Genomic DNA, 25,803 nt, shown 5'->3' on the forward strand with positions numbered 1-25,803 from the left:
GCCGCCTAGCGCCGGGCCGCGGCGGCGTCGGGAAGCCCGTAGAGCCGGGCCGCGGTGCCGCCCGCGATCATGGCGAGGCCGGCGTCGTCGAGCGCCGGCAGGTCCCCTTTGACGAGGTCGGCCAGCTCGGCGAGCGTGCCCTCGGAGGCCGGGTAGTTCGAGCCCCACATGACGTGCGCGGCGCCGAACTCCTCGACGAGCGCCCGCAGCAGCGGTCCCGCGGCCCCCGCCTCGCGCCGGGCGCGCAGCACGGCGGGCGGGGTGAGCTTGACGAAGACCCGGCCCGTGCCGCTGAGCGAGGCGGCGTCGGGGTAGCGGGGCGCGCCCGCGTCGAGCTGCGGCCTCGCGGCGTGGTCGAGGACGGCGGTGAGCCCGGGGTAGCGGGTCAGCAGCCCCGCGAGTACGGGGGCGTGCCGGGCGTGCATCTGGATACAGACGGGCACCCGGCGCTCGGAGAGGAACTGCCAGACCGGCGCCATCCGTTCGTCGTCGAGGCCGCGGCCCGGGGTGGGGACGGCGGTGGTGCCGTCGGCGGCGCGGATGCGGACCCCGCCGAAGCCGCGCTCGTCGATCCAGTGGGTGAGGTCGTCGACCGCGCCAGGGGAGAGGAAGTCGACCGAGCAGACTCCGGTGAGGCGGTCGGGGTGCCGGGCGAGCTGGTCGGCGACGTAGCTGTTGTCGAAGCCGTAGACGGTGGACGCCTGGACGACGACGAGGTGGTCGACGTGCGCGGCGTCGGCCTGGCGCAGCAGTCCCGCCATGTCGGTGGGCCGCTCCCGGGACCAGGTGGAGCGGTGGCCGCCGAGCGGGGCCGGGGGGTAGGCGTCGGTGTCGGGCGAGATGATGTGGGTGTGCGTGTCGACGTGGAACATGGGCACCTCTGTTGGGCGGACGGCTCGGCGGGCGGACGGGGTCAGGCTGGGTCGCCGAGGTGCCGGGTGAAGTCCGCGAGCAGGTCGGTCACGGTGACGGGTGTGCGGATGACGTTCTGCCGCAGGGCGTAGTCGATCGCCGTCCGGAGTCCGGCGACCAGTTCGTCGCTCACGCCGAACCGCAGGGCGCGCACCCGGGGGCCCGGCTCGCTCTCGGCCGCCCTGCGCTCCTCGATCCGGGCGCCGAGGGCCCGGTACAGCGCGGCGACGGCCTTCGGCTCCGACTCCAGCAGGTCACGGCGGACGGTGAGCATGTGGTTGATCGGCACGGTGCCGTGCCGGGCGCCCCAGTTCTCCTCGGCCTCGCGCCAGTTCGGGATGATCGGCACCAGGGGGCCCTGGGCGCCGTCGAGGGCGGGCGGGCCGAGGACGGCGGCGACGGCGTCGCGGCGCTCCAGCACGTCGAGGACCCTGCCCGAGGTGCGCTCGACGTTGGGCGGCTCGACATAGCTCGCGACGTGCGGCTCCTCGGTGGTGACCCAGGTGACGTCCTCGGCGGCGACGCCGAACTCCTCCTGGAGGATGCCGCGTACCCACAGCCCGGTCGTCTGGCTGTACGCGCGCACGGCGACCCGCTCGCCCGCCAGGTCGGCGGGGGCGATCTCGGCGGAGCCCGGCCAGCGGGTGAGGGAGTGGTGGTGGAAGTCGCCGCTGAGCACCACGGGCAGCAGCGCGAGGGGCACCCCGGCCTCGTGGGCCTGGAGGAAGGTGGCGATGGCCATCTCACTGACGTCGTAGCGCAGTTCGCGCACCATCGGGGCGAACGCCTGGTAGATCGGGTCGGCCGCGGCCAATTCGACGGCGTGCCCGTCGGCGCGGAAGCCGGGATCGGTGAGGAACGTCGTGTGCGGATAGGACTTCACCGCGACGGACAAGGTGCTGGGCATGAAGCGACTCCTCTGTTGCGTCCCGGTCCGGGGAGTGGACCGGTCCCGGTGCCCCGGGGGCACGGTGCGACCGCCGGATTAACATGAAGTGTCAGACAGTTTCGGCCACCGTACGCGGGAGACTCGACACCATCAAGACTTCTCCGGCCCGATCGTCAAACAATCTGAGCTGTGCGCCGGACCTGAGGCACCTCCGGGGCACCGCCTCCGGGAGATCCCCGGGCCGGGCAGTGCGCACGGCGACTCGGATTGGCTGATTGTTGTACACGATCCTGGCGGTGGATAGGGTCGCGACCGAGAAAATCCTGTTCCCGGCCGAGTCCTTGCCGATCTCCGCGGGGCGCTGCTAGCTTGACGGGAAAAGTTGTCGAACAATTTTTAGGCAGGGTGCGGAAGAGCCGAGGGGGCTCGGGAGAGCCCGCTCACGATCTACTGGCGAGGAACCACTGTGATAAAGATCGACGAAGAGATCGCCGTGCCCGCGCCGCCCCCGCGGGTCTGGGAGGTCGTCTCCGACCCCGCCGAGGTGGTGTCGTGCATCGACGGCGCCGCCCTCGGCGCCTCGCACGACGACGGCTCCTTCGACGGCACCCTGGCCGTGAAGTTCGGCGCCATCCGGGTGCGCTTCGGCGCCCGGGTGTCACTGGACCTGGACGAGGCCGAGCAGGAGGGGCGGCTGTCCGCCCGCGGCAGGGACGGGCAGGGCGCGACCCGGTTCTCCGCGCACGCCACCTTCGAGGTGCGCGAGGACGGGGCCGGCGGCACCCGGGTGCGGGTGTCGGGCGAGATCAACCTCGCCGGGCGTCTCGCATCGGTGATCGAGGCGGGCGCGGGAGCCGTGGTGGGCCGTATGACCAGGGACTTCACCGGCGAACTCGTGCGCCGCTGCACCGGCGACACGGCGCAGGCGGCCACCGGCACGGCCGCGCGGGCGACGGCGCAGGAGACCGGGGCGCCCGTGCGGCCGTCCCGGTGGGCGCGGCTGCGCGCCCGGCTGCGGCGGGTCTTCCGCGGGCGGCGGCGGGACGGGGCGCCAGATGGCAGGGCCGCGTAACGGCGGGGCGGCGGGCCTGGTGCTGGCCGCCACCTGGTCGCTGCTGCTGTCCGACCCTCTCGCCGCGCTGGAGTACCCGGTCGGCTGCCGCGCGGCCCCCGACGCCGACACCGGGGACGGGACGCGGGAGGCAGCCCCGCGGGCCTTCCCGCCCGACGCGGTCGTCCTCGCGTCGGGCGGCAGAGCCCTGTCCCTCGTCCTCGTGCGCCGCCCGGCCCGCACGACGCCGACCGGCGGCCCGTCCCCGTGGACGCGAGCCCGCGCCTGGTGGCGGACCATCCACAACCGACAGAGCGGAGCGCCCAGTGGCACGCCTGAACAGCATCATCGACGCGCTGGAGACGGGCAGGCACGCCTTCGCGGCGTTCGCGTCGCCCGACCCGGCCACGGCCCTTGAGTTCGCCACGAGCGACTACGACGGGCTCGTCTTCGAGGCCGAGCACAAGCCGTGGGACGCCACGACGCTGCGGGACAGCCTCCAGTACCTGCTCAACCGGCGGCGCGTCCACGAGGCCGCCACCCTCGCCGCGTCCCCCACCCCCCTCGTCCGGGTGCCCGTCAACGGCGCGGAGCAGGGGCAGTGGCACGCGAAGCAGGCCCTCGACCTGGGCGCGTACGGGATCGTGTGGCCGCACATCAGCCGGGTCGAGGAGGCGCGCAACGCGGTCGCGGCGTGCCGCTACCCGCGGCTGCCCGGGACGGAGCGGTACGAGCCCGCGGGCGTACGCGGCGACGCGCCCGCGGCGGCGGCACGCTACTGGGGCCTCCCGAACCAGGAGTACTACACCAGGGCCGACGTATGGCCGCTCGCCCCCGACGGCGAGGTCCTCGTCGTCATCCAGATCGAGGACCAGCTCGGCATCGAGAACCTGCCCGCGATCCTCGACGAGGTGCCGGGCATCGGCCTCGTCCTGATCGGCGAGGGCGACCTCAGCCAGGAGCTGGGCGTGCCGCGGCAGCTCGACCACCCGCTGATGGTCGAGGCCAGGCGCCGGATCGTGGAGGTCTGCCTCGCGCAGGACGTCGTCGTCGGCCATCCGCACGTCACCGCGGACAACGTCCAGCAGGTGGTCGAGGAGGGCTACCGCTTCCTCATGTCGGCGCCCGTACGCACCTTCCCCGGCCTCGAAGCGGGCCGCGGGCTCACCGGCCGCGCCTGACCCGGAACCACGAGGAGAGACCTTTCATGATTGTCGACTGCCACGGCCACTTCACGACCGCGCCGCCCGCGCTCGGACAGTGGCGCGAGCGCCAGATCAGGGCGTTCGAGGACGCGGGCGCGCGCGTGGACCCCGGGGAACTGCGCATCGGCGACGACGAGATCAGGGCGGCGATCGAGGGCGGCCAGCTCAGGCTGCAACGGGAGCGCGGCACCGATCTCACCGTCTTCTCGCCCGGCGCGGGGAAGATGGCGCACCACTACGGCGACGAGCGCACCAGCCTCGACTGGTCCCGCGTCGCCAACGACCTCGTCGCCCGGGTCTGCGGCCTCTTCCCCGGCCGGTTCGCCGGGGCCTGCCAGCTCCCGCAGTCGCCCGGCGACGCGCTGGCCTCCTCGGTCCGCAGCTCCGCCGCGGAGCTTGAGCGGTGCGTCACCGAACTCGGCTTCGTCGGCTGCCTGCTCAACCCGGACCCGTCCGACGGGTACTGGCAGGCGCCGCCGCTGACCGACCGGGTCTACTACCCGCTGTACGAGAAGATGGCCGAACTCGACGTGCCCGCGATGGTGCACGTCGCGATGTCGCGCAACCCGGCCGTCCAGGGCACCTGCGCGCACTACCTCAACGGCGACACCGCCGTCTTCATGCAACTGTGCCAGTCGGACCTGTTCAAGGACTTCCCGACGCTGCGTCTCATCCTGCCGCACGGCGGCGGCGCGGTGCCCTACCACTGGGGCCGCTACCGCGGGGTGATGCAGGACCAGGGCCGCCCGCCGCTCGAAGAGGCGCTGCTCGGCAACGTCTTCTTCGACACCTGCGTGTACCACAGGCGCGGCCTCGAACTGCTCACGGACGTCATTCCGGCCGCGAACGTGCTGTTCGCCTCGGAGATGATCGGCGCCGTCCGCGGCGTCGACCCGGAGACCGGGCACCGCTTCGACGACGTCAAGGCGCTGCTTGACACCATCGAATCCCTCGCCGACGACGACCGGGAGGCGATCTACGGCGGCAACGCGCTGCGGGTGTTCCCGCGCCTGAAGGGCCGGGCCACGGCCGATGACGACCAGCAGAAGGAGGCCGCACGGTGAAGGTCTACGAAGCGCTCGCGGAGGCGTTCGCGGCCGAGGGCACCACGGATGTGTTCGGCATGATGGGCGACGCCAACATGCACTGGATGAACGCCCTGGCCGGCCGCGGCACCCGGCTGTACGAGGTCCGCCACGAGGGCGCGGGCCTCAGCATGGCGCACGGGTACGCCCGCGCCTCGGGCCGTCCCGGCGTGGTGACGACCACCAGCGGCCCCGGCACCGCGCAGCTCGCCACCTCCATGATCGTGGCGAGCCGGGCGCGCACCCCGCTGGTCGCCTTCTGCGGCGAGACACCGCTCGGCGACGAGAGCGCCGTGCAGTACCTCGACCAGCGGCGGTTCGCCGCCGCCGTCGAGTGCGCGTTCCTCCGGGTGGCGAAGGCCGACTCGGCCCACGAGGTGGTACGGCGGGCCTTCTACACGGCGCGCTCCGAGTCCCGGCCCGTGATGGTCAGCGCCCCGTTCGACGTGCAGCTCGCGGAGTTCGAGGACGACATGCCCTACGTGCCGTCCACCGAGCTGCTGAAGACGCCGAGGCTGCTGCCCGACCCGGACCTGATCGCGCGGGCGTGCGACATCGTCGGGTCGAGCAAGCGGGTCGTCATCATCGCGGGGCGCGGTGCCCGCGGGGCGGGGGCCGGCGAGGAGGTACTCGCGCTCCAGCGGCGTACCGGCGGCATGCTCGCCACCACGCTCCAGGCCAAGAACTGGCTGTGCGACCGCAGCGAGTACCACGTGGGGATCGCGGGCCTGTTCGGCAGCAAGCTGGCGATGGAGCTGCTGCAAAGCGCGGACTGCGTGGTGGCGGTGGGTGCGAGCCTCAACCACTACACCATCGAGAGCGGCTACCTCTTCCCCGACGCCCGCTATGTGCAGATCGACACCGCGCCGCACGTGGTGATGGGCAACGGCCGGGTGGCCGACGCGTACGTGCAGGCCGACGCGGTCCCGGGGCTCGCCGCCCTGACCGCCGGACTCGCCGGGCGCGGCGTCCAGTTGGAGGGCTTCCACACCGACGAGGTGCACCGCAGGCTCACCGCCCCGCTGATCGACCCCGCCGAGTACCGCGGCGGCCACGGCCTGCTCGACCCGCGCGAGGCGATCGCGGTCCTCGACGAGGAACTGCCCGGCGAGATCGGGCTCGTGCTCGGCAGCGGGCACCAGACGGACTTCGGCACGATGCTCTTCCAGCGCTCCCGCGAGGTCACCTCCAACTACGGCATGTTCGGCGCCATCGGCCAGGCCCCGCTGCTGACCATCGGCACCGTCGTCGCGTCCGGTGGCAAACCGGCGTTCGTGGTGGAGGGCGACGCGAGCTTCCTGATGCACCTCTCCGAATTCGAGACCGCCTGCCGCTACGACCTGCCGGTGCTCGTGGTGGTCATGAACGACGAGGGCCTGGGCGCCGAGTACCACAAGGCGCAGGCCAAGGGCCTCGACCCGCAGCTCGCCGTGATCCCGACCCCGGACCTCGGCGCGGTGGCGCGCTCGCTCGGCGGCGCGGGCGCCACCGTACGCACCACGGGCGAGCTGCGGGCCGCGCTGGCCGAGTACGTCGCCGCCCCGCGGCCCACCGTGATCGACGTCCGGATCACCCGCGACGTGCTCAGCGTGCCCTACCGGCGCCTCCAGTACGGCGAGGACGTGTGACCGTCCGGCAGCGGAAGGACCACGCCACCGACACCACCGAGGAGCGATCCATGGACATCGTCGACACCCACTGCCACGTCATCTCCGACGACGTGGCCCGCTATCCGCGCGCGCCGATCGGCGGGAAGCAGTCAGGCTGGGCCACCACCCGGCCGGTCACCGCCGACGGCATGGCCGAGCGCATGGACGGGGCCGGGATAGGCCGGGCCGTACTGGTGCAGGCCACGACCGCCTACGGCTACGACAACTCCTATGTGCTCGACAGCACGGCGCGGCGGCCCGACAGGTTCATCGCGGTGGGCACCGTGGACCCGCTGCGGCCCGACGCCGCCGACAACCTGGAGGCGGTGACCGGGGAGGGCGGCCTGTCCGGGGTACGGCTGTTCACCAGCGGCAGCACCGTGCCCACCCAGGGCGAGTGGTTCGCGGCGCCGGAGACCTTCCCGTTCTGGGAGCGGGCGGGCGCGCTCGGGGTGACCGTGTGCCTCCAGATGCGGCTCGGCCCCGCGACCGAGCAACTGCACGCGCTGCTGCGGCGGTTCCCGACGGTCCGGGTGCTGCTCGACCACATGGGCTACCCGGACATCGCGGCCTCCCCCGCGGACGCCGCCACCGAGGTCGCCAAGCTGGCCGTGCACCCCGGCCTCCACCTCAAGCTGACCCACCGCAACCTGGAGCGCCTGCACGACGCGGGCAAGGAGGCGAACGACTTCCTCTCCCCCGTGCTGACCGCCTTCGGCGCGAACCGGATCGCCTGGGGCTCCAACCTGCCCGCGGCCGAGCAGTCGCTGCCCGAGCTGGTGGCGCTGGCCCGGGGGGTGCTCGCTGAGGTGCCCGAGCCCGAGCGCCGGGAGATCTTCGCGGGCACCGCGCGGCGCCTGTACCCGGGTCTCGGGGGCTGAACCGCCCCCGGCCGCGCGCGCCGGTCCCGCCGCCCCCGTCCGCCGGGTGGGCTCAGCCCCGCATCGGCCAGGCGGGGGCCGCTTCCTGGTCGGACCCGGCGGGGGCGTGCCGGGCGCAGGCGTCGGTGAGGGGTTCGAGGAGGGTCAGCGGGTCGGGCAGCGGGTGCTCGGGGCCGCGGGTCCAGTAGACGCCGAGGTCGCCGGGGAGGCGGGCGGGGGGCACCAGGACGTAGGAGCCGCGGCAGTGCCAGCGCAGGCCCGGGTGCTCGTCCATCGTCTCGGGGTGGCAGTCCAGCTCGCAGGGCCACCACTCGTCCTCGTCCTGCGGGGTGCCCCTGGTCGCCGTGAAGAACAGCATCCTGTCGTCGTCGGACTCGGCCACGGGGCCCACCGCGACGTCCTCGGCGAGCAGCCGCGCCAGCGCCTCCCGGCCCGCCGCGGCCGGTACGTCGAGGACGTCGTGGATCATGCCGGTGGCGGTGACGAAGTTGGCTGCGGGCTGGTGCCGCGCCCACCGCTCGATCTGGGCGCGGTCGGTGGTCGCCTGGGTGCCCCAGGCGAAGGAGACCGGATGCCTGGCGGGGGTGGGGCACCCGATGCGCTCGCACGAACATCGGTAGCCCTGGGGGTGCGCCGCGGGCGCCAGGGGCATTCCCGCGGCGGCGACGGCGAGCAGCAGTTCCTCACGGGCGGGGTGTTCGCTGGTGTCCTTGGGGCGGCGGCGCAGCCATCCGGAGAACCTGCCGCGCCCGCCCGAGCGGCCTTCGAACCCAGCGCCCATACATCCCCTCGCCTTGCCCTCGTGCCCGACCGGCTTCCGTTCTATCGTCCCACCATCCTGCGCCCCATCTCTCCGGAGACAAAAGGCGGGGTGCACGGGGGGCGGAGAGAGGCAGGACGGGGGCGCGCACGGCGCCGGGAGGCCGCCTAGGCCCTGTCGGGCCGCGGCGCCAGGCCGTACAGCGCGTAGTCGACCAGGCGGTCGGTGTAGGCGTGGGTGATCTCCCCGGTGTGCTGGAGCCAGCGCTGCGCCAGCGGCGCGACCAGCAGTTCCAGGGCGATACGGGGGTCGACGCCCAGCCGTACGGCGCCGGTGTCCTGGGCGGCGCGCAGCCGCTGTTCGTACCGCCCGAGCTGGGGTTCGAGCAGCTCCGCGACGACCTGGCGGCCGAAGTCGGCGTTGACGACGCCCTCGGCGGCGAGCGCGCGGGCCGGGGCGGCGAAGGCGGGGTCCAGCAGTTCGTCGACGGTGGCGCGCAGCACCGTCCTGAGGTCGGCGGCCAGGTCGCCGGTGTCGGGGAAGGCGAACGGGGCGCCCTCGGGGCTCTCGCCCATGCGCGCGGCGAGGCCGAGGAACGCTTCGAGCAGCACCTCGGCCTTGGACGACCACCAGCGGTAGATGGTCTGCTTGCCGACGCCCGCGCGGGCCGCGATGCCCTCCACGGTGGTCCTGCGGTAGCCCTCCTCGGCGACGAGGGCGAGGGCGGCGTCGTGGATGGCGCGGCGGGAGCGTTCGTTGCGGCGGGCGGCGTCGGGGGCGGGACGCGCGGGCTTCCCCGCCGTTGTCCGCGACGGCTTCCGGGCGGCGGGCTGCGGGCTGTTGGGCATGCGGCGAATCTAGTGCCGCGGTGCCTCCGGCGCGGGCGGGGGCCGGTGGGTGGCCGGGCCGGGGCGCGGGCGGCCCCGGTTCACCAGGGGTCGCCCCACGCGGTGTCCCTGGCCCGCCGGTAGCGCTCGCCCTGCCGCTTGGTGACGGTCTCGGCGGCGACGGTACCGTCGGCCTTGCACACGTCGAGCAGTACCTGCCCCTTGCGCTGCCGCGGCCTGCGGATGACGCGGGCAGGCGCGGGCCCTGGCTCGCCGCGGACGGCGGCGACGTAGCTGAACTTCTCGTCCTCGTACGGCAGCGAGCCGGCCTTGACCCTGCGGTGCAGCGAGGAGCGCGCGACCCGGGCGGAGAGGTGGCACCAGTCGGCGCCGCCGGCCAGGGGGCAGGGCGCGGTGTGCGGGCAGGGCGCGGCGATCCGCAGCCCGGCGGCCATGAGCCGGTCGCGGGCGGCGAGCACGCGCGCGTGCCCTTCGCGGCTGCCGGGCTCGACGACCACCACGGCGCCGGTGGCGGCCGCGGCCGCCGTGTCGACGACGGCGGCGCGGTCGGCCTCGGTCAGCTCGCCCAGCACATAACTGACGGTGACGAGCCCGGCGGGTCCGGGCGTGAGCCCGGGGCCGATACGGGCGGCGCGGAAGTCGGCCCCGGCGAGCGCGGGGTGCGCCGCGGCGAGTTCGCGGCCGAGGTCGAGCGCGGGCGCGGCCCAGTCGAGCACCGTGACACGGCGGCTGCCGCCGTGCACGGCCTGCGCCGCCCAGACCGCGGCCCCGGTGCCGCCGCCGATGTCGAGCTGGCTGTCGGGCGCGGGCCCGTGCCCCGCGGCGGCGGTGAGCGCGGCGCGCGCTGCCTCGAAGGTGGCGGGCATCCGGTACGCGGCGTAGGCGACGACGTCGGCGCGCTCGCGCAGCACGGGCGCGGCGGTCGGGGTGGGGCCGCCGCGGTAGGCGGCCATCAGCCGGGCGACGGCGTCGGCGGCCCGGCGCGGCGCGAGCCCTTCGGCCAGGGCGTCGAGGGCCGAGCGCAGCCGTGCGCCGGTGTCGGGGTCCGAGGGCATGCGCGCCATCGTACGGTTCCCGGGGCGGGGTGGGGCCGCGGTCAGCGGGACGCGGCGGCGAGTGCGGTCCCGAGGGCGGCGCGCGGTGCCTGCCCGGGGTGCTCAGGGGGCCTCCAGGGGTGTGTTCCTTTCGTCCTATGATCGCAGTCGACCGGGAGGCGGGTGGCCGCGGCGCCGCCGGGGTGCCCGCCCTGACGTGGGACGGACGGTGGGGTCATGGCTGACCGGGTGCGGTGGGGCGTGCTGGCGACCGGCGGTATCGCCGCGAAGTTCGCCGCCGATCTGGTGACGCTGCCGGACGCCGAGCTGCTGGCGGTGGGGTCGCGTTCCGCGCCCGCGGCCGAGGCGTTCGCGGAGCGGTTCGGCGCGGGGCGCGCGTACGGCGACTGGGCGTCGCTCGCCGTGGACGCCGATGTCGACGTGGTCTACGTGGCCACCCCGCACGCGGCGCACCGCACGGCGGCCGGGATCTGCCTGGAGGGCGGGCGCGCGGTGCTGTGCGAGAAGCCGCTGACGCTGAACGCGCGCCAGGCGGGGGAGCTGGTCGCGCTCGCGAAGGAGCGCGGCCTGTTCCTGATGGAGGCCATGTGGATGTACTGCAACCCGCTGATCCGGCGGCTGAAGGCGCTGGTGGACGACGGGGCGATCGGCGAGGTCCACAGCGTCTCTGCGGACTTCTGCATCACCGGGGACTTCGGCCCTGGGCACCGTCTCGCCGACCCGGCGCAGGGCGGCGGCGCGCTGCTCGACCTCGGGGTGTACCCGGTGTCGTTCGCGCAGCTCTTCCTCGGCGAGCCCGAGGAGGTGACGGCCCGCTCGCTGCTGTCCCCGGCGGGCGTCGACCTCAGGACGGGGCTGCTGCTGTCCTGGCCGGGCGGCCAGCAGGCGGCGCTCCAGTGCGCGATCGACACGGCGACGGAGACCAGGGCCACGCTCGCGGGTTCGCGGGGCCGGGTGGAGGTGCCCGGCGGGTTCTTCCACCCGGAGCGCTTCGTGCTGCACCGGGCGGGCCGGGAGCCCGAGGAGTTCCGGCTCGGCCCCGAGGACGGGCACCGCAGCTCGTACGCGCACGAGGCGGCGGAGGTGATGCGCTGCCTGCGCGCGGGCGAGACGGAGTCGTCGCTCGTGCCGCTGGACGGCACGCTCGCGGTGATGCGGACCCTGGACAGCGCACGGCGGCAGGTGGGGGTGCGCTACCCGGGCGAGGACGCCGCCTGAGCGGAGCCGCGCGGACGGCGCCGCGACGCGGACGGCGGGGCAATACGCTGCCGCCATGGACGAGAAGCGAGCGAGGACGGCGGTGGTGACGGGCGCCGGTTCCGGTGTCGGTCGGGCCGTGGCGCTGGAACTGCTGGGCGCGGGCTGGTCGGTGGCGCTCGCCGGGCGCCGCGAGGAGGCCCTGCACGCGACACGGGAGCTGGCGCCGCCCGGGGCCGCCGCGCTCGCGGTGCGCACCGACGTGGCGGTGCCCGAGCAGGTCGGGGCGCTGTTCTCGGCGGTGCGCGACCGGTTCGGGCGGTGCGACCTGCTGTTCAACAACGCGGGCACCTTCGGCCCCGGTGACGTGCCGTTCGACGAGCTGCCGTACGAGGCGTGGCGGCACGTGGTGGACACCAACCTCAACGGCGCCTTCCTGTGCGCGCAGGCCGCGTTCCGGATGATGCGGGCGCAGGACCCGCGCGGCGGCCGGATCATCAACAACGGCTCGGTCTCCGCGCACGTGCCCCGGCCGAGGTCGGCCGCGTACACGGCGACCAAGCACGCGCTGACCGGCCTCACCAAGGCGCTCGCGCTCGACGGGCGCGGGCTGGACATCGCCTGCGGCCAGATCGACATCGGCAACGCGGCCACCGAGATGACGGGGCGCATGACGCGCGGGGTGCGGCAGGCGGACGGCGGGACGGCCGTCGAGCCGGTGATGTCGGTGGCCGAGGTGGCGGGCCTGGTGCGGCACATGGCGGAGCTGCCGCTGAACGCGAACGTGCCGTTCATGACGGTCCTCGCCACCGAGATGCCGTTCGGGGGCCGCGGCTGAGCCCGCGCGGCGCGGCGGGCCCTCCCCGCCACCCGTACGGCTCCGGAGAGGGGCCGGGCGCCGTGGCGCGTGGCACGGTGGAGAGCACATCAGGCCCACGGGACCAGGGAGGCTCACCGTGACTCATGTCGACCGGCGCGATCTGGGGCTGCTGCTGCTCCGCCTCGGCATCGGCGGCTCGCTGGCCGCCCACGGCGCGCAGAAGCTGTTCGGCTGGTTCGGTGGCGGCGGCATCGAGGGCACCGCAGCCGGGATGGAGCAGATGGGCTACCGTCCCGGGCGGCCGAGCGCGGTGGCCTCCGGGCTCGCGGAGGCCGGGGGCGGGGCACTGCTCGCGGTGGGCCTCGCGACCCCGGTCGCGGGGGCGACGGCGGCGGGCGGGATGGCCGCGGCCGCAGCCGTGCACGCCCCGAACGGCTACTTCGCGCAGAACGGCGGCCTTGAGCTGCCCGCCTCCGTCGGGCTGGTCACGGCCGGGCTCGCGGTGGCGGGCCCCGGCAGGATCTCCCTCGACCACGCCTTCGGACACGTGTTCAACCGGCCGTGGATGGTGCCGGTGGCCCTGGCCGCTGCCGCCGCGGGAGCGGCCGCGATGGTCTGCGCGCGCGGCAGGGCGCTGCGGGAGATGGCGGACGACGACGAGAACGCCCCGGACTCCGAGGGCGTCTGACCGGCGGGCGCGAACCACCGTGGCCCGCGCCCGCCGTGGCGACGGGTAGCATGGGGTGGGCAGGTGAGTCGGGTGGGCGGTCGCGGCGTGGCTCCTGTTGTGGGGGTTGTCGCCGAGGAACGTCCGGACTCCGCAGGGCAGGGTGGTGGCTAACGGCCACCCGGGGTGACCCGCGGGACAGTGCCACAGAGAAGAGACCGCCAGGCGGGTTTTCGGGCCGGTCTGGTAAGGGTGAAACGGTGGTGTAAGAGACCACCAGCGTCCGGGGTGACCCGGGCGGCTTGGTAAACCCCACCCGGAGCAAGGTCAAGAAGGGGGCACCCTCGTAATGGGGGTGTTCTCGCGCGGACGGTTGAGGGCGGCCCGCCCGAGTCCGCGGGTAGACCGCTTGAGGCCGGTGGTGACACCGGTCCCAGATGGATGGCCGTCTCCCCGGCCGCCGCGAGGCGACCGGGCGACAGAATCCGGCGTACAGCCCGACTCACCTGCCCACACCCACACACACCACGGGCACGGCCCGTGACATGCGGTTGTGCGGCGCGCGGTCCGCGTGAACGATCGCGGTGTGCCCACGTTGTTTCTGACGGTCGGCCTGCCAGGGGCGGGAAAGACCACGCTCGCCAGGAGGATGGCCGAGGAGCACGGCGCGCTGCGGCCGACGCCCGACGAGTGGATGATCCCGTTGTTCGGCGAGTCCGACGCGGGCGGCAGGCGCGACGTCCTGGAGGGGCGGATGCTCTCGTTCGCCCTGGCGGCGCTGCGGCTCGGGACCGGTGTGGTCCTGGGCTTCGGATGCTGGTCGCGTGCCGAGCGGTCCGCGATCCGCCGGCTCGCCCGGTCCGCGGGCGCGGCGTGCCGCCTCGTGTACGTGCCGGTCGACGCTGAGACCCAGCGCGCCAGGATCGCCCGCAGACAGGCGACGGCCCCGGACCTGACCTTCCCCATGACCGAGGCCGACCTGGCCCGGTGGCGCGAGCTGTTCGAGGAGCCCGGCACCGCGGAACTCGCCGGGCGCGTCCTCGACGCCCCGCCCCCGGGCTGGCCGGGCTGGCGCGAGTGGGCCGCCGAGCGGTGGCCGTCCTTCGGATCAGGCCGCGAATCAGGCCGTTGATCAGGCCCGCCCCGCGGGGTCGGGGCGCGTCGCCGGAAAAGGGCCGAAAGTTCATGCGCTGGTCGGAAACCGTCCGCGGCCCCACGGCGTATGGACATAAGGAAGAAGTACGAGCGCGACGGTGACGGGTCGTCGGGCCCGGGGGGACGAGGAACAGGGGGGCGCGGGTGAGGTTCACGGGGCCGGTGCGGGTGTGCGGTGCGGCGCTCGCGGCCGTGGTGCTGCTGGCGGGCTGTTCGGGGGGCGGGGCGCGGTCCGAGGGCGGCGGGGAGTCCGGGCGCCCGGCGTCGGGTTCCGCGCCGCCGGGGGGCGCGAGCGCGTCGCCCGGCGGCTTCGCGTTCACGCCGTCGCCGGAACTGCTGCCGAGGACCCGGGAGCGCGCGGCGCGGCTCGCCGCCGAGGTCGCGCTCGAACCGGGCGATCTGGGGCCCGACTTCGTGCGCTCCGACCCGTACGAGACGGACACGGCGACCTGGCCCGTACTCGACCGCGCGTGCGTATGGCGGCGCGAGCCGCTGCCGCCCGGGGTGCTGGCGAGCCTGAGCCGGGCAAGCGAGGTGCCCGGGAAGGAACCGGGGCGGCCGAGGCTGCGGATGTCGGCCGTGGTGACGGTGCACTCGTCCGTCGCGGGCGCCGACCAGGAGATGGCCACCACCCTGGAGGAGGCGCTCCAGTGCCCCGACCAGGACCTCGGCGCCGGCCAGCACGTCCACGGGCTGATCTCCTCGGGCAACCCCTTCGGCAAGCGGGCCCAGGAGTACGCCGAGGACTCCATCGGGGAGACGGGCACCTTCGCCACCGACGGCGACAAGGGCCCGTACCCCTATCTCTGGCAGATCGCGCGCATCGGGCAGGTCACCGTGGCCGTCGCCGCCAAGGGCGGGGCGGGGATCGACGACGCCGCCTTCGACGACTACTCGGCCCACGCGCTGCCGAACATGCTCTCCCGCCTCACCGACCAGCTCACAGGAGACTGAATGGACCCGCTGCACTCGGGAGACCCGGCCGCCGTCGGCGGCCACCGGCTGCTCGGCAGACTCGGCGCCGGTGGAATGGGCACCGTGTTCCTGGCCCGCTCCCCCGGCGGGGCGCTGAGCGCGCTCAAGGTGATCAGCCCCGAGTTCGCGCACGACACGGACTTCCGCGTCAGGTTCCGGCGGGAGGCGGAGGCCGCGGGCCGGGTGGCGAACCCCTGGGTGGTGCCGGTGACCGCCGCCGACCCGGAGGCGCCCGCGCCCTGGCTCGCGACGCGCTATGTGCCGGGGCCCTCGGTGGAGGAGGCGGTGCGCGAGTTCGGCCCGCTCGACGAGGCGGCGGTACGGGTGCTGGGCGCGCGGCTCGCCGAGGCGCTCGCGGCGGTGCACACGGCCGGGCTCGTCCACCGGGACGTGAAACCGGGCAACGTCCTGCTCGCGCCCGACGGGCCACGCCTCATCGACTTCGGCATCGCGCGCGCCACCGACGAGACCGCGCTCACCGCGGCGGGCTCGGTCATCGGCACGCCCGGCTTCCTCGCGCCCGAGCAGGCGGAGGGCGCGGAGGCCAGGCCCGCGGGCGATGTGTTCTCGCTCGGGTGCGTGCTGGCGTACGCGGCCACCGGGCGCCCGCCGTTCGGCCGGGGCGCGGCGGAGGCGCTGCTGTTCCGCACCGTCCACGACGAACCCGCGCTCGACGGCGTCCCCGAGGACCTGCGCCCCGTGCTCGACGCCTGTCTGGCGAAGGACCCGGAGGCGCGGCCCGCGCCCGCCGCGCTGCCCGGGCTGCTCGCCGCCGACGCACGGCCGGGCGGCGACTGGCTGCCCGAGCCGCTGCTGCGGCTGATCGCGGAGCGCTCGGCGGCGGCGCTCGCGCTGCCCGGTGTCGAGGACACCCTCGCGCAGCCGCCGCGGGACGGCGCGCGGCGCCCCGGCCGCCGGGCGCTGCTCGCGGGCGGCGCCGCGGCGCTGGTCGCGGCGGGCGGCGGGGCCGCCGCCTGGGCGCTGACCCGGGGCGGCTCCCCGGCCGCGGGCGGCGGGCGCAGGACCCTCGCACTGCACGCCGATCTCAGCGGCGGCGCCGCGGCGTTCGGCAGGGCGCAGCACAACGGGGTGCGGCTCGCGGTGGAGCGGTTCAACGCGCGCGCGGGGCGGCCGTTCGAGCTGGCGCTCGCCGTGCACGACGACGGCGGGGAGCCGGCGCGGGCGGTGGAGGTGGCAAAGCGGCTCGCGGGGGACCGCTCGGTGGTGGCGGTGGTCGGGCCCACCACCGACGAGGCGGCGGCAGCGGCGCTGTCCGTCTACGACAAGGCGCTGCTGCCCGTGGTGACGGTCTCCGCGGGCTCCATCGAGGTCACCCAGGACGGCAACAACCGCTCGGTGTTCCAGGCCAGGCCCGCGGAGGCGCGGGTCGCGGTGGCCGTGCAGGCGGCGCTCGTGGCGGCGGGCGGGCGGCGGCCCGCGCTGGTCCAGGACCGTGCCGCCGACACCTACGGCTGGCAGGTGGCGCAGATGGTCAACGCGACGCTGCGCTCCGGCGGCCGGGTACCCCGGGTGAAGGTGACACGGGCGGCCGCCACCGACTTCGGGCCGCCGGTCGCGGAACTCCTCGGCGAGGACGTGGACTCGCTGGTGTTCGCCGGGTACTACGACCGGGCGGCGCTGCTGGCGCACGCGCTCGAAGAACGCGGCTTCACCGGGCCCAGGTTCGCCGGGCAGGCGCTCGTCGACACCCGCTTCCCCGGCCGGGCGGGCGCGGCGGGCGAGGGGTGGGTGGGCATGGCCACCTTCGTGGACGCGGCGGCGTTCCCCGCGGCGAAGGACTTCACCGCCGCGCACCGGGACCGCTTCGGCTCCGCGCCCGGCTGGTACGCGGTGGAGGCGTACGACGCGGCGGGCATGGTGGCGGCGGGGATGCGGGCGCTGGGCAGGGCGGCGGGCGACAGGCAGGCGCTGCTGAAGCGGCTGCGCGGCACCGCGTACCAGGGGGTGACCAGGACGTTCCGGTTCGACGCGAAGGACGGCACGTTCACGGGCACGGGCGCCGCGTTCCGCTACGAGGTAAACGGCGGCCGGTTCCGGTTCGCGGGCGCCGCCGGGTACGGGGCGGCGGCGTAGCGCGATGGAACCGCTGCTGCCAGGAGATCCCGCGTCGGTGGGCGGGCACCGGCTGCTCGGCAGGCTCGGCGCGGGCGGTATGGGCCTGGTGTACCTGGCCCGCTCCCCCGGTGGCGCGCTCACCGCGCTGAAGGTGATCCGCGCCGGGTACGCGCAGGAGCCGTCGTTCCGCGCCAGGTTCCGGCGGGAGGCGGAGGCCGCGGGCCGGGTGACGAGCCGCTGGGTGGTGCCGGTGACCGCGGCCGACCCGGAATCGCCCGCGCCCTGGCTGGCGACGCCGTATGTGCCGGGGCCCTCGCTCGCGGAGGCGGTCGCGGCCTGCGGGCCGCTGCCGGAGCACACGGTACGGGTGCTCGGGGTGCGGCTCGCGGGGGCGCTGACGGCGGTGCACGAGGCCGGGCTCGTCCACCGGGACGTGAAACCGGGCAACGTCCTGCTCGCGCCCGACGGGCCACGCCTCATCGACTTCGGCATCGCGCGCACCGCCGATGCCACCGCGCTGACCTCGGCGGACGCCGTCGTCGGCTCCCCCGGTTTCCTCTCACCCGAGCAGGCGCGCGGCGGGGGCGGCGAGGTGGGGCCCGCGAGCGACGTGTTCTCGCTCGGGTGCGTACTGGCCTATGTGGCGAGCGGGGTGCGTCCTTTCGGCGCGGGCTCCGCGGCGTCCGTGCTGCTGCGCACGGTGTACGACGAGCCCGATCTGTCGGGCGTGCCGGGGGCGCTCACGGGCGTGGTGGCGGCGTGCCTGGCCAAGGAGGCGGCGGCGCGGCCAGGACCCGGGCGGCTTGCGGAACTGCTGGCGGCGGGCGGGGAGCCGGCGCGGGGCGAGGGCTGGCTGCCGCCTGCGGTGAGCGCGCTGATCGCGGAGCGCTCGGCGCGGGTGATCGAGCTTCCCGACATCGCCGCCACCGAGCCGGGGACCCTCGCGGCGGGCGCTGCCGGTGGCGGCCTCGGCAGGCGGCGGCTGTTGGCGCTCGGCTCGTCCGCCGGGGTGCTCGCCGCGGGCGGCGGGCTCGCGGCGTGGGCCGCGGGGCGCGGTGGCGGGGCGCCGCCGCCGCGGCGGACGCTGGGCGTGCACACCACCCTGTCGGGCCCTGGCGCCGACACGGGGCGGGCGCTGCGGGACGGCGCGACGCTGGCCGTGGAGCGGTTCAACGCCCGCGGCGACCGGCCGTTCACGCTGCGGCTGCGCACGCTGGACGACCGGGGCGGCGCGTCCGGCGCCCGGGACGTGGCGGCCCGTATGGCCGGCGACCCGGAGGTGACGGCGGTGCTCGGGCCGAGCGGTGAGGCGACGGCGCTCGCCGCCGCGGAGTCGTACGGGGACGCGGGCCTCGCCGCGGTGTGTGTGGCGGCGGCCTCCGACGCCCTCACCTCCTACGGCACCAAGTCGGTGTTCCAGCCGCGCGCGGACGCCTCCGCGCTGGCGCTGCCGGTGCTCTCGTTCCTGGTCCGTGCCGTCGACAGCGCGCTGACCAGCCTGGTGCTCGACCGGGCGGGCGGCGACCCGGCCTGGCAGTTGGTGGACTCGGTCGCCCGTTCGCTGGGGCAGGAGCGGAGGACCCGTACCCACACGGTGCCGTCGGGGACACGTGACTTCACCGGCGTGGCAGGGGAGGTGGCCGCCGCGAAGCCCGACGCGGTGTTCTTCGCCGGGGGCCCCGAGCGCGCGGCGCTGCTGGCGCGCGCCCTGGACGCGGCGGGCTTCTCGGGGCCGCGGTGCGCCACGGAGACGGTGCTGACCCCGGCGTTCCTGGCGGGCGCGGGGGCGGCGGCCGAGGGCTGGACGCTCGCCGCCGCGTTCACCGACGCGTCGGCCGACCCGCGCGCCCGGGACTTCAGCGCCGCGTTCCGCCGCCGCTTCGGGCACGCTCCCCCGCGCTGGGCGGCGGAGGCGTACGACACGGTGGGCTTCCTCGCCTCCGGGCTGCGCTCGCTCGGCACGGAGCCGGAACGCGGCGCGCTGGTGCGGGAGTTGCGCGAGGGGCGGTACGAAGGCGTCACCCGTTCCTACCGGTTCGACGCGACGACGTCCGCGTTCCACGTCAGCGGCGACGAGGGGCGGCGCGAGGGCCTGTACCTCTACCGGGTGGACAAGGGCGCGTTCCGGTTCCTCGGGGACTTCAACGAGGCGCTTGACCGGCCCTGAGCGCGCGGGCGGCGGCGCCCGCGGTCTCAGCGGTAGGCGATCCTGCGCAACAGGCTGACGAGGCGGTCCTGTTCGCGCGGTGACAGCGGTGCCACCAGGTCCCGCTGGACGGTGCGTACCGCGGGGGTCACCTCGGCAAGCGCCTCGTGGGCGAGGTCGGTCAGGGTGAGGAGCTTGCGGCGGCGGTCGGTCTCGTCGCGGGTGTCGAGTATCCAGCCCCTGCGGCGCAGCCTGGCCACGATGTCCGCGGTGCTCGACTTGTCGAGCGACGCCATCTCGCCCGCCGCCGTCTGGTCGATGGCGGGCCGCCAGGCGAGACCGCTGAGCAGCGCGTACTGGGACGGCGTCAGCAGGGCGCCGACGTGTCTGCCCCACAGCACGCCGTGCACCTGCTCGGCGCGGCGGATGAGGTGGCCCGCGGCGGCGGTGAGCCCGAGGACGTCCACGTCGCCGCCGGGGCCGGGGCCGCCGCCCGCCGCCGGGACGGGGCCCTGGTAGGCGACCCGGCCGAGGAGCCGGTGGAAGGTGCGCCTGAGGTGGGGGCCGAGCGGGGCCATCAGGCGCTCCTGGACGGCGGCCACCCGCGCGGTGAGACCGTGCAGCGTCGACTTGGCCTCGGCGCTGAGTTCCAGGATGTTGCGGCGGCCGTCCTCGGTGTCCCGGCCGCGGGCTATCCAGCCCCTGCGCTCCAGGCGTTCGACGACGTTCGCGGTGGTCGACTTGTCGAGCGAGGCGAGCCGCCCCGCGGTCTGCTGGTCCACGCCCGGGGTGCGTCCGACCGCGCTGAGTATCGCGTACTGCGGGCTGGTGACGTCGCCGCCGACCTCGGCCGACCAGATGGCGGTGTGCGCCTGCTGGGCGCGGCGGATGAGGTGGCCCGCGGTGGTGTCGAGCGGCAGCGCGGGCGGCACGGCAGCGGGGGGTGCCTCGGCTGGGGGACCGCTGTCGGCCGCGGGGTTTCGCACGTGGTCCTCTCCTGTCCTGCGCACACGCCACCGTATCCGAGGCGCGGCTCGCGGCGGAACGTCATTCGAACGCATCCGTACGATCTCCGGGGAGTGCGCCGGTCACGGATTGCCCCAACACCCCTTGACGGCCGGGAAAGCCCGCCCTACCGTGACGGCACATCGTACGTACACGTACTAATACCGCACGGTCCGGGGGCGGGCCGCGATCCGCGCCCCGGCGAACGAGCGGCAAGGGCCCGGGGGTTGCGCGGGCCCGCGAAGTGAACCGGAGGAACGCCGCCATGGCTACGTCTCGCTTCACACCCACCCACCAGGGCCCAGACCCCGACCGCCACGGGACACCCCCCGCCACCGGCACCCGCCCCGCGCGCGGACGGGAGTGCTGAGCGCATGGGGACGACTCCCTCGCCCTCCCGGGGCCGCACGGGCCGCCCCGCGTCCGCCGACGGCACGTACGCCCTCGTCGCGGGCGGCGGCATCGGCGGTCTGACGGCCGCGCTCGCGCTGGCCGGGGCGGGCCGCGAGGTGGTGCTGCTGGAACGGGCCGCCGAGTTCACCGAGATCGGCGCGGGGCTCCAGGTCGGGCCCAACGCCACCCGGATGATGGACCGCCTCGGCCTGCTCGACCAGCTCCTCGACGTGGCCGTGCTGCCGCGCTACGGGGTGATGCGGCACGCGGTCACCGGGGAGCCGCTGACCCGCCTCGACCTCGGCGACGCCTTCCGCACCCGCTACGGCTACCCGTACGTGGTGGTGCACCGCAGCGACCTGCTGGGCATCCTCGTCGGCGCCTGCCGCGCGCAGCCGCTGATCCACCTGGAGAACAACAAGCTGGTCACCGCCGCGTGGGCGGACGAGGACGGCGCGGGCGTGCGGTGTTCTGACGGCAGCTCCTACCGCGCCCAGCTCCTCGTCGGCGCCGACGGCCTGCACTCGGTGGTACGCACCCTGGTCTCCGACGACGCGCCCGTGCCCAGCGGCTTCGTCGCCTACCGCGGCACCCTGCCGATGCACGAGGTCAAGACCGAGGTGGCCGACCAGGACGTGGTGCTGTGGGTGGGCCCCGGGCTGCACCTCATCCAGTACCCGGTGCGCCGCAGCGAGATCTACAACCAGGTCGCCGTCTTCCGCAGCGACAGCTTCGCGCGCGGCGAGGCCGAGGTGGGCGGCGTCGAGGAGCTGACCGAGCGCTTCGCCACCACCTGCGCCGAGGTGCAGAAGCACGTCTCGCGCATCGACCGCGGGCGCAACTGGCCCATCTACGACCGCGATCCGCTGGACACCTGGACGCACGGCCGCGCGGTGCTCCTCGGCGACGCCGCGCACCCCATGCTCCAGTACCTCGGGCAGGGCGCCTGCCAGGCGCTTGAGGACGCGCTCGCGCTCGCGGACGCGGTGCGCGGCGCGGGCGGGGACCTCGGCGCCGCGCTGCGCGGGTACGAGGACACCCGGCTGCGGCTCGCGGGCCTCTGCCAGACCAGGGCCAGGATGTGGGGCCAGGTGTGGCACACCGGCGACCCGGTCACCCTCGCGCTGCGCGACCGCTTCATGCGGGGGCGCAGGGCCGACGACTACACCGAACTCGACTGGCTCTACGCCGAACGCACCGCGGGGGCCGCCGCGGAGAGGGCCGCGTCCTGATGCCCCGCGCCATGTCCGCCCGGCGCCAGGCGCCGCCCCGCGCACCCGTCCCGACCGCCACCCGAGGGAGCCGACGATGAGGCTGGTCAGCTACGTTCACCCAGGCGACGGGGCGCCCCGCGCGGGCGCGCTCGTCGACGGCGCCCTCGTGGACGCCGACCCCGCCTTCCTCGACAAGGCGCCGCCGGGCGGCAGCCCGATGCTCAGGCTGATCGCCGCGAGCGGCGGCGACCCCTCCCGTGTGGTGCTCGCCGACGGTCCCGGCGTCCCCGCGGAGGGGGTGCGGCTGCTGCCGCCGGTGCCGGACCCCGGCAAGATCGCCGCGGCCCCGGTGAACTACCTGGACCACAAGGCGGAGATGAGCCAGCGCACCCAGGTCGACGGGCTCGGGGTGTTCCTCAAGGCGCCGTCCTCGCTGACCGGCGCGGGTGGGACGGTCCGGCTGCCGTACACCGACCGCCGCTTCGACCAGGAGGGCGAACTGGCGCTGGTCATCGGCCGGCGGGCCCGGCACGTGGCCCGCGCGGACGCGCTGTCGTACGTCTTCGGGTACACCAACCTGCTGGACATCACGATGCGCGGCGGCGAGGACCGCTCGGTGCGCAAGTCCTTCGACACCTTCACCCCGCTGGGCCCCTGGCTGGTCACCCCGGACGAGGCGGGGGCGCCCGACACCCTGCGGCTGACCTGCGCGGTCAACGGCACCCTGCGCCAGGACGCCGACACCGCGGACCTGATCTGGGACGTGCCCGCGCTGATCGCGTACGTGTCCTCGGTGATGACGCTGCACCCGGGCGACGTGATCACCACCGGCACCCCCGCGGGCGTCGGCAGGATCACCGAAGGCGACACCGTGACGACCGCGCTCACCGGGCTCGGCGAGCTGACCGTCTCCGTCACCTCCGAGGGCGCGGTCGCCTGCCCCACGCTCGGCGCGGACGCGGGGCCCGTGCCGCCCGCCGAGGTCACCCCCGTACGGCCCCGCGGCACCGCCTGAGCCGCCCGCGGGGACCGCCCCGCACGGGCGGACCACACCACGGCCCCGTAAATAAAGTACGTATACGGATGGTCTTTCCGCCGCCGCGCGCTCATGATGTCGCCTGAGACGGCGCTCTTCCCGACCGCACTACCCGAGCCAGAGGTGCGTCATCGCTACGAAAGAGATACCCGAGTATCCCCTCAAGCGGCCCACGGGCTGCCCCTTCGACCCTCCGGCCGAGTTCAGCACGCTGCGCGAGCAGGAGCCGATCAGCAAGGTCAGGCTCTGGGACGGCAAGATCGCGTGGCTGGTGACCCGCTACGACGACGTCCGCGAGGTGCTGTCCGACCCGCGGTTCAGCTCCGACATGAACGCCCCCGGCTTCCCCAGCCACAGCGCGGGGGTGGCCGCGACCCGGCAGAAGCACCCGACGTTCCTCAACATGGACGACCCGGAGCACGCGGTGCACCGCCGCATGCTCACCAGGGACTTCATGATCAAGCGGGTGGAGGCGCTGCGGCCCCGCATCCGGGACCACGTACAGCGGCTCCTCGACGAGTTCACCGCCCGCCCGCGCCCCGCCGACCTGGTCACAGGACTCGCACTGCCCGTCACCTCCTCGGTCATCTCGGAGCTGCTGGGGGTGCCGTACGAGGACCACGAGTTCTTCCAGTACCAGAGCGGCCTGCTCGTCTCCGGCGAGACGGGGCCCGAGGAGGCCCTCCAGGCGTACGAGGAGATGCGCGAGTACCTGCGGGGCCTGGTGGAGCGGAAGGCGGCCGAGCCCGCCGAGGACGTGATCAGCCATCTCATCGAGGTGGAGCGGACCGGCGCCATCGACCGCGACCAACTGCTGAACATGCTCAGGCTGCTGCTCGGCGCCGGGCACGAGACCACCGCCAACATGATCGCGCTCGGCACCCTCGCACTGCTGGAGAACCCCGGCCAGCTCGCCGCCCTCAGGGCGGACACCTCGGCGCCCAGGGTGGCGAACGCGGTCGAGGAGCTGCTGCGCTACCTCACCATCACCCACTTCGGGCGCAGGCGGGTGGCGACGGCGGACGTCGAGGTCGCCGGGCAGTTGGTGCGCGCCGGGGAGCCGGTGGTGGCGGCCAACGACTCCGCCAACCGCGATCCCGACGCGTTCCCCGGCGACCCCGACCGGCTCGACCTCGGCCGCGAGGCCCGCCACCACCTCACCTTCGGCTACGGCGTCCACCAGTGCCTCGGGCAGCCGCTGGCGCGGGTGGAGCTTCAGGAGGTGTACCCGGCGCTGTTCGAGCGGCTGCCGGGGCTGCGGCTCGCGGTGCCGGTGGAGGAGTTGCCGTTCAAGACCCACATGGTGTTCTACGGGCTGTTCTCGATGCCCGTCGAGTGGTGAAGGAGAAGACCCTGATGGCGGAGCTGAAGGTGGAGGTCGAGCCCGACAAGTGCATCGCGTCGGGGCAGTGTGTGCTGCTCGCCGACTCGGTGTTCGACCAGAGCGACGACGACGGCATCGTCGTCCTCAGGCGCAGCGACGTGCCCGAGGGCGAGGAGGACGCCGTGCGCTCGGCCGAGCGGATCTGCCCCGCGCGGGCGATCCGGGTGGCGGGCAGCGCGGCATGAGCGGCCCACCCCGCGCGATCGCGGTCGTGGGGGCCGGTGCGGCGGGTCTGACCGCGGCGGAGACGCTGCGGGAGTCCGGCTTCGACGGCCGCCTCACCCTGGTCGGGGCCGAGCGCCATCTGCCGTACGACAGACCGCCGCTGTCCAAGCAGGTCCTGCTGGGCGTCTTGGGTCCCGAGCGGCTGGCGCTGCGCGCCCCGGACCGCTACCGGGACCTCGGGCTCGACCTGCGGCTCGGCACCCGCGCCGCGGGCCTCGACACCGCCCGCCGGGTGGTGCGGCTCGCGGACGGCGCCGAGGTCGGCTACGACGGCCTGGTGATCGCGACCGGGGTGCGGCCGAGGCGGCTCGGGGCGGTGGAGCGCTTCACGGGGGTGCTCTACCTGCGGGACCTGGAGGACGCGCTCGACCTGCGGGAGCGGCTGCCCATGGCGCGGCACACCGTCGTGGTGGGCGCCGGGTTCCTCGGCGTGGAGATCGCGGCGGCGGCGCGCGCCCTGGGCGGCGAGGTGACCGTGGTGGACCCGCTGCCGTACCCGATGGTGCGGCAGTTCGGGCCGGTGCTCGGGCAGCGGGTGCGCACCGCGTGCGAGGCGCTCGGTGTGGCCTTCCGGCTCGGCACCGGGGTACGGGGCGTGGGCGCGGGCCCCGGCGGCAGGCGCGCGGTGCACCTGGACGACGGCACCGTACTCACCACCGACCTGGTGGTGGCCGCGGTGGGGGCACAGCCCGCGACCGGCTGGCTCGCCGGCTCCGGGCTCGACCTGGCCGGCGGGGTGTGCTGCGACGCGTACTGCAAGGCGGCGGACGGGGTGTACGTCGCGGGCGACGTGGCGAGCAACCCGGACCCCGCCACCGGCGCGAGGCACCGCTTCGAGCACCGGATGAACGCCACCGAGCAGGGCAGGTGCGCGGCGCTCAACCTGCTCGGCGCCGGGCAGGAGTTCACCCCCTCGCGGTTCTTCTGGACGGACGTCGGGGAGCTGCGCGTCCAGGCGGTGGGCGCCTTCCCCGAGGGCGGGGTGCTGAGCTGCCCCGAGGGGTCGCTCGACGACGAGCGGTTCGTCGCCACCCACAGCGTGGACGGGGTGGTGACGGGGGTGCTCGGCTGGAACAGCGCCCGGCAGTTCACCCGGGCGAGAAGGCTGCTCGGCACCCGGGCCGCCGAGCCGAGCGGGGCGGGGCACCACTGACCCCCGGCGGGGCCGCCGGGGC

23 protein-coding genes and 1 other RNA gene are annotated in these 25,803 nt (G+C 75.1%); 18 read left to right on the top strand and 6 right to left on the bottom strand.

Features of this window, described 5'->3' with window-relative positions:
- Positions 1 to 5 precede the first annotated feature (5 nt).
- Both ACIBIW_RS16505 and ACIBIW_RS16510 read right to left on the bottom strand, forming a co-directional pair.
- Positions 6 to 872, bottom strand: a complete 867-nt coding sequence (locus ACIBIW_RS16505; protein WP_399336533.1) for an amidohydrolase family protein — start codon at positions 870 to 872, stop codon at positions 6 to 8.
- A 41-nt stretch (positions 873 to 913) separates the two neighbouring features.
- Positions 914 to 1,819, bottom strand: a complete 906-nt coding sequence (locus ACIBIW_RS16510) for a hypothetical protein (protein ID WP_399336535.1) — start codon at positions 1,817 to 1,819, stop codon at positions 914 to 916.
- Between the two features lie 448 nt (positions 1,820 to 2,267).
- Between ACIBIW_RS16510 and ACIBIW_RS16515 the strand changes: the two genes are divergently transcribed.
- The 5 genes from ACIBIW_RS16515 to ACIBIW_RS16535 all read left to right on the top strand — a co-directional run bounded on the left by ACIBIW_RS16515 (position 2,268) and on the right by ACIBIW_RS16535 (position 7,672).
- Complete coding sequence (locus tag ACIBIW_RS16515; RefSeq protein WP_399336537.1) at positions 2,268 to 2,873, top strand: SRPBCC family protein; 606 nt, start codon at positions 2,268 to 2,270, stop codon at positions 2,871 to 2,873.
- Between the two features lie 305 nt (positions 2,874 to 3,178).
- Positions 3,179 to 4,033: an HpcH/HpaI aldolase/citrate lyase family protein gene (locus tag ACIBIW_RS16520; protein WP_399336539.1), complete on the top strand. Its 855-nt coding sequence runs from the start codon at positions 3,179 to 3,181 to the stop codon at positions 4,031 to 4,033.
- A gap of 26 nt (positions 4,034 to 4,059) precedes the next feature.
- Complete coding sequence (locus ACIBIW_RS16525) at positions 4,060 to 5,121, top strand: amidohydrolase family protein (RefSeq protein WP_399336541.1); 1,062 nt, start codon at positions 4,060 to 4,062, stop codon at positions 5,119 to 5,121.
- On the top strand, positions 5,118 to 6,770 hold the full coding sequence (locus tag ACIBIW_RS16530; protein WP_399336543.1) for a thiamine pyrophosphate-binding protein: 1,653 nt from the start codon (positions 5,118 to 5,120) through the stop codon (positions 6,768 to 6,770). Before ACIBIW_RS16525 ends, ACIBIW_RS16530 begins: the two co-directional genes overlap by 4 nt.
- Positions 6,767 to 7,672 (top strand): amidohydrolase family protein, encoded by a 906-nt coding sequence (locus ACIBIW_RS16535; RefSeq protein WP_399336545.1) that lies wholly within the window; start codon positions 6,767 to 6,769, stop codon positions 7,670 to 7,672. The genes ACIBIW_RS16530 and ACIBIW_RS16535 overlap by 4 nt, the downstream gene beginning before the upstream one ends.
- A gap of 52 nt (positions 7,673 to 7,724) precedes the next feature.
- Here the strand turns inward: ACIBIW_RS16535 and ACIBIW_RS16540 are convergent, their stop codons facing one another.
- The 3 genes from ACIBIW_RS16540 to ACIBIW_RS16550 all read right to left on the bottom strand — a co-directional run bounded on the left by ACIBIW_RS16540 (position 7,725) and on the right by ACIBIW_RS16550 (position 10,335).
- Positions 7,725 to 8,453, bottom strand: coding sequence for a bifunctional DNA primase/polymerase (locus tag ACIBIW_RS16540; protein WP_399336547.1), 729 nt, complete (start codon positions 8,451 to 8,453; stop codon positions 7,725 to 7,727).
- 146 nt (positions 8,454 to 8,599) lie between these two features.
- Complete coding sequence (locus ACIBIW_RS16545; RefSeq protein WP_399336549.1) at positions 8,600 to 9,280, bottom strand: TetR/AcrR family transcriptional regulator; 681 nt, start codon at positions 9,278 to 9,280, stop codon at positions 8,600 to 8,602.
- An 80-nt stretch (positions 9,281 to 9,360) separates the two neighbouring features.
- Positions 9,361 to 10,335 carry a small ribosomal subunit Rsm22 family protein gene (locus ACIBIW_RS16550; protein WP_399336551.1) on the bottom strand — a complete coding sequence of 325 codons (975 nt, stop codon included), beginning with the start codon at positions 10,333 to 10,335 and terminating at the stop codon, positions 9,361 to 9,363.
- 216 nt (positions 10,336 to 10,551) lie between these two features.
- On the opposite strand from ACIBIW_RS16550, the gene ACIBIW_RS16555 reads away from it, so the two are divergent.
- The 8 genes from ACIBIW_RS16555 (at position 10,552) to ACIBIW_RS16590 (ending at position 19,392) form a co-directional block, all read left to right on the top strand.
- Positions 10,552 to 11,553 (top strand): Gfo/Idh/MocA family protein, encoded by a 1,002-nt coding sequence (locus ACIBIW_RS16555; protein WP_399336553.1) that lies wholly within the window; start codon positions 10,552 to 10,554, stop codon positions 11,551 to 11,553.
- Positions 11,554 to 11,608: 55 nt separating this feature from the next.
- Entirely contained in the window at positions 11,609 to 12,370 is a 762-nt protein-coding gene (locus ACIBIW_RS16560) for an SDR family oxidoreductase (RefSeq protein ID WP_399336555.1), read from the top strand.
- 118 nt (positions 12,371 to 12,488) lie between these two features.
- Positions 12,489 to 13,040 (top strand): DoxX family protein, encoded by a 552-nt coding sequence (locus ACIBIW_RS16565; protein WP_399336557.1) that lies wholly within the window; start codon positions 12,489 to 12,491, stop codon positions 13,038 to 13,040.
- 64 nt (positions 13,041 to 13,104) lie between these two features.
- Positions 13,105 to 13,528, top strand: an RNA gene (gene rnpB, locus ACIBIW_RS16570) — RNase P RNA component class A.
- A 77-nt stretch (positions 13,529 to 13,605) separates the two neighbouring features.
- Positions 13,606 to 14,151 carry an AAA family ATPase gene (locus ACIBIW_RS16575; RefSeq protein ID WP_399336559.1) on the top strand — a complete coding sequence of 182 codons (546 nt, stop codon included), beginning with the start codon at positions 13,606 to 13,608 and terminating at the stop codon, positions 14,149 to 14,151.
- A 167-nt stretch (positions 14,152 to 14,318) separates the two neighbouring features.
- Positions 14,319 to 15,128, top strand: a complete 810-nt coding sequence (locus tag ACIBIW_RS16580; protein ID WP_399336561.1) for a hypothetical protein — start codon at positions 14,319 to 14,321, stop codon at positions 15,126 to 15,128.
- Positions 15,129 to 17,243 carry a bifunctional serine/threonine-protein kinase/ABC transporter substrate-binding protein gene (locus ACIBIW_RS16585; RefSeq protein WP_399336563.1) on the top strand — a complete coding sequence of 705 codons (2,115 nt, stop codon included), beginning with the start codon at positions 15,129 to 15,131 and terminating at the stop codon, positions 17,241 to 17,243.
- Between the two features lie 4 nt (positions 17,244 to 17,247).
- Positions 17,248 to 19,392: a bifunctional serine/threonine-protein kinase/ABC transporter substrate-binding protein gene (locus tag ACIBIW_RS16590; protein ID WP_399336565.1), complete on the top strand. Its 2,145-nt coding sequence runs from the start codon at positions 17,248 to 17,250 to the stop codon at positions 19,390 to 19,392.
- 26 nt (positions 19,393 to 19,418) lie between these two features.
- Here ACIBIW_RS16590 and ACIBIW_RS16595 read toward each other — a convergent pair whose 3' ends face one another.
- On the bottom strand, positions 19,419 to 20,357 hold the full coding sequence (locus tag ACIBIW_RS16595; protein WP_399336567.1) for a MarR family winged helix-turn-helix transcriptional regulator: 939 nt from the start codon (positions 20,355 to 20,357) through the stop codon (positions 19,419 to 19,421).
- A gap of 393 nt (positions 20,358 to 20,750) precedes the next feature.
- Here ACIBIW_RS16595 and ACIBIW_RS16600 point away from each other — a divergent pair, with 393 nt between their 5' ends.
- The 5 genes from ACIBIW_RS16600 to ACIBIW_RS16620 all read left to right on the top strand — a co-directional run bounded on the left by ACIBIW_RS16600 (position 20,751) and on the right by ACIBIW_RS16620 (position 25,781).
- Positions 20,751 to 22,001, top strand: coding sequence for an FAD-dependent monooxygenase (locus tag ACIBIW_RS16600; RefSeq protein WP_399336569.1), 1,251 nt, complete (start codon positions 20,751 to 20,753; stop codon positions 21,999 to 22,001).
- A gap of 76 nt (positions 22,002 to 22,077) precedes the next feature.
- Positions 22,078 to 22,998: a fumarylacetoacetate hydrolase family protein gene (locus tag ACIBIW_RS16605; RefSeq protein ID WP_399336571.1), complete on the top strand. Its 921-nt coding sequence runs from the start codon at positions 22,078 to 22,080 to the stop codon at positions 22,996 to 22,998.
- 166 nt (positions 22,999 to 23,164) lie between these two features.
- A complete protein-coding gene (locus ACIBIW_RS16610) occupies positions 23,165 to 24,361 on the top strand; it encodes a cytochrome P450 (RefSeq protein ID WP_399336740.1) in 1,197 nt (398 codons plus the stop codon).
- Between the two features lie 14 nt (positions 24,362 to 24,375).
- Complete coding sequence (locus ACIBIW_RS16615; RefSeq protein WP_399336573.1) at positions 24,376 to 24,588, top strand: ferredoxin; 213 nt, start codon at positions 24,376 to 24,378, stop codon at positions 24,586 to 24,588.
- Complete coding sequence (locus tag ACIBIW_RS16620; RefSeq protein ID WP_399336575.1) at positions 24,585 to 25,781, top strand: NAD(P)/FAD-dependent oxidoreductase; 1,197 nt, start codon at positions 24,585 to 24,587, stop codon at positions 25,779 to 25,781. The genes ACIBIW_RS16615 and ACIBIW_RS16620 overlap by 4 nt, the downstream gene beginning before the upstream one ends.
- Positions 25,782 to 25,803 lie beyond the last annotated feature (22 nt).

The sequence above is a fragment of the Streptomyces sp. NPDC050560 genome (assembly GCF_044457285.1).
Lineage (GTDB): Bacteria > Actinomycetota > Actinomycetes > Streptomycetales > Streptomycetaceae > Streptomyces.